3 protein-coding genes are annotated in these 3,342 nt (G+C 69.1%); all 3 read left to right on the forward strand.

The features are described 5' to 3' along the window. Positions 1-186 precede the first annotated feature (186 nt). The 3 genes from C5508_RS19020 to C5508_RS19030 all read left to right on the forward strand — a co-directional run bounded on the left by C5508_RS19020 (position 187) and on the right by C5508_RS19030 (position 2,980). Positions 187-1,083: a sugar ABC transporter substrate-binding protein gene (locus tag C5508_RS19020; protein WP_104526472.1), complete on the forward strand. Its 897-nt coding sequence runs from the start codon at positions 187-189 to the stop codon at positions 1,081-1,083. A 170-nt stretch (positions 1,084-1,253) separates the two neighbouring features. Further along, entirely contained in the window at positions 1,254-2,171 is a 918-nt protein-coding gene (locus tag C5508_RS19025; protein ID WP_232797302.1) for an ABC transporter permease, read from the forward strand. After that, entirely contained in the window at positions 2,168-2,980 is an 813-nt protein-coding gene (locus tag C5508_RS19030; RefSeq protein ID WP_104526473.1) for an ATP-binding cassette domain-containing protein, read from the forward strand. The genes C5508_RS19025 and C5508_RS19030 overlap by 4 nt, the downstream gene beginning before the upstream one ends. The last annotated feature ends 362 nt before the right edge of the window (positions 2,981-3,342 follow it).

The raw sequence follows: 3,342 nt of genomic DNA on the forward strand, positions 1-3,342 counted from the left end.
TTGATTCGATGTTGTGTCATGATCTAGTATATGAATTTGTATTATTATTTAGTGCCACGATAGGTGTCACTCCCTGGTTTGTTAGGTTGAGGTTGGTATTGTTTGTGAGTGGAGGAGCCGTCAACCGCCGATATCTACACTATCGTCTTCGTCGTCAGCTTCACTGGTGTATAAGAGACAGGTTCGGTGAGCGAGCCCTCCGGGAGTGGCGGTGGGGGCGGGGGCGACCTCGTCTTCTCGGTGATCACCCACGGCTCGGCCGGCGACGCGTTCTGGGACGTGGTCCAGAACGGTGCCGAGAAGGCCGGTGAGGACCTCGGCGTCGAGGTCGACTACCAGAGCGACGGCGATCCGCAGCGGCAGGCGCAGCTCATCGACGCGGCGGTGAACCAGGAGGTGGACGGCATCGTCGTCTCGCTGGCCAACCCCGACGCCCTGCAGGACTCGATCGAGGCGGCCGTCGAGGCCGGCATCCCGGTCGTGACCATCAACTCCGGCAGCGACCGCTCGGCCGAGCTCGGCGCCATCGGCCACGTCGGCCAGGAGGAGCGGATCGCGGGCCGGGGGGCCGGCCAGGCGCTGGCCGACGCCGGCGCGCAGAACGTCCTGTGCGTCGTGCACGAGGCGGGCAACATCGGGCTGGAGCAGCGGTGCTCGGGCGCCTCGGAGGGGCTGGGCTCGCAGGTGACTCCGCTGCAGGTCGACGTCAACGACCTGCAGGGGGCGCAGTCGGCGATCGCCTCCCAGCTGCAGGGCGACACCTCGATCGACGCGGTCCTCACCCTGAACTCCGCGGTCGCCGCGGTGGCCGTCGAGGCAGCCGCGGACGCGGGCTCCGAGGCGCAGGTGGCGACGTTCGACCTCAACGAGGACGTCATCTCGGGCATCCAGGCCGGCGACATCGCCTTCGCCGTGGACCAGCAGCAGTACGAGCAGGGCTACCTGCCGATCGTGATGCTCAAGCTGTACGCCGAGAACCTCAACACCGTCGGCGGTGGCCAGCCGGTCCTCACCGGTCCCGCCATCGTGGACGCCGACAACGTCGACGAGATCGCCGACCTGGCCTCGGCCGGCACCCGCTGAGCGCCCCGGGACCCACCGCCCGGGCCGACGAGCGCCGGGCCGACGAGCGCCGGGCCGACGAGCGCCGGGCCGACGAGCGGCTGGCGGCCCCCGGGCTGCTGCGCCGCCTGCTGGTCACGCCCGAGCTCGGCGCGCTGGTCGGCACGATCGCCGTCTTCACCTTCTTCGCGGTGCAGTCGGAGACGTTCCGTTCTCCGCGGGGCATCGCCAACTGGCTGGACCCGGCATCGACGCTGGGGATCATGGCGGTCGCGGTCGCGCTGCTGATGATCGGCGGGCACTTCGACCTGTCCGCCGGGGTGCTGACCGGCACGACCGCGCTCACGGTCGGGATCGTCGCCACCCGGTTCGGCCAGAACCTGTGGGTGGCCATCGCCGCCTCGCTGGTGCTGGCCCTGCTGATCGGTTTCGTCAACGGCTGGCTCGTGACCCGTACCGGACTGCCCAGCTTCATCATCACGCTCGGGACGTTCCTGATGCTCCAGGGGCTGAACCTGGGCCTGACGAAGCTGTTCACGAGCACGGTCACCGTCACCGGGATCGACGACGTCCCCGGCTACGCGGCCGCGGAGTGGGTCTTCGCCTCGCGGATCGAGATCCTCGGGGCCGAGGTGCGCATCGCCGTCCTCTGGTGGCTGCTCTTCACCGCCCTGGCCACGTGGGTGCTGCTGCGCACCCGGTTCGGCAACTGGGTGTTCGCCACCGGTGGGGACGACGTCGCGGCGCGCAACGTCGGGGTGCCCGCGCGGCGCACCACGATCGCGCTGTTCATGACGACCGCCGGCGCCGCCTGGTTCGTCGGGACGACGCTGGCCGTGCGGCTGACCTCCGTGCAGGCCAACACCGGCATCGGCCAGGAGCTGATCTACATCGTCGCGGCGGTGATCGGCGGCTGCCTGCTGACCGGCGGGTTCGGCTCGGCCGTCGGCGCCTCGCTGGGTGCGCTGATCTTCGGCATGACGCAACTCGGCATCCCGTACCTGCGCTGGGACGCCGACTGGTTCTACTTCTTCCTCGGCGCGATGCTGCTGCTGGCCGTGCTCGGCAACCGGCTGGTCCGGCGCTACGCCGAGGCGGCCCGGCGATGAGCGGGCCGATCGGGGCCCCGCAGGTGGGGGACGCCCCGCTGCTGGAGCTGCGCGACATCGGCAAGGACTACGGCTCGGTGATCGCGCTGGACGGCATCAGCGCCGCCGTGCGCGCCGGCGAGGTCACCTGCGTGCTCGGCGACAACGGTGCCGGCAAGTCCACGCTGATCAAGATCTTGTCGGGCGTGCACCGGGCCGACCGCGGGGAGCTGCTGCTCGACGGTGCGCCGGTCTCCTTCGGAGCCCCTCGCGAGGCGCTCGACGCCGGGATCGCCACGGTCTACCAGGACCTCGCGATGATCCCGCTGATGGCGATCTGGCGGAACTTCTTCCTGGGCGCGGAGCCGACCAGGGGGTGGGGCCCGTTCCGCCGGTTCGACGCCGTGAAGGCCAAGGACGTGACCCGGCGCGAGCTGGCCGCGATGGGTATCGACATCCGTGATCCGGATCAGCCCGTCGGCACGCTGTCCGGCGGCGAGCGGCAGTCGGTCGCCATCGCCCGGGCGGTGCACTTCGGCGCCCGGGTGCTGATCCTGGACGAGCCGACGTCGGCGCTTGGGGTGAAGCAGGCTGGTGTCGTGCTGCGCTACGTGGCCCAGGCCCGTGACCGCGGGGTGGGCGTCGTCCTGATCACGCACAACCCGCACCACGCCTATCCGGTCGGGGACCGGTTCCTGCTGCTCAATCGCGGTCGCAGCCTCGGGGAGTTCGTCAAGGACGACATCTCCCGCGAGGAGCTGACCCGGTTGATGGCGGGTGGTGCCGAGCTGGACACGCTGGCGCACGAGTTGGAGCGGCCCGCCGGCTGACCCCGTTGTCGACATACCGACAGCGACAGGGCGGTCACTGACCGTTTCGGTTGCAGCGCGTCAACTGTGCCGCGTGTTGCCTTTGTGACTACTGGTGACGGTGCGACTCTGCTGAGGCTTTCCGCCCACCCTCTTCCCCAGGGAGCGAGTCATGTCCCAGCGCCGTCCGACCGGACCGGTGACCCCGCAGGCCGGCTGCCGCCGGTCCGCTGCGGGTCGCCCTGCCCGGTCCCTGCGCGCCGCGCCTGTCCCTTATCCACATCTGACCCTCCCGACGAGAGGGAGAGTGAAATCTCGGTGGTCAGCGGTTCATTAAAAAAAAAAAATACAGCAACAATAACAACAACTAACACATATATAGA

Origin of the sequence: Blastococcus atacamensis (genome assembly GCF_002938425.1) — a bacterium.
GTDB classification, from domain to species: Bacteria; Actinomycetota; Actinomycetes; order Mycobacteriales; family Geodermatophilaceae; genus Blastococcus; species Blastococcus atacamensis.

What these genes read in the sequence shown, in the direction of transcription:
- C5508_RS19030 (WP_104526473.1), top strand. Translation starts at nt 2,168, where the DNA reads ATGAGCGGGCCGATCGGGGCCCCGCAGGTGGGGGACGCCCCGCTGCTG.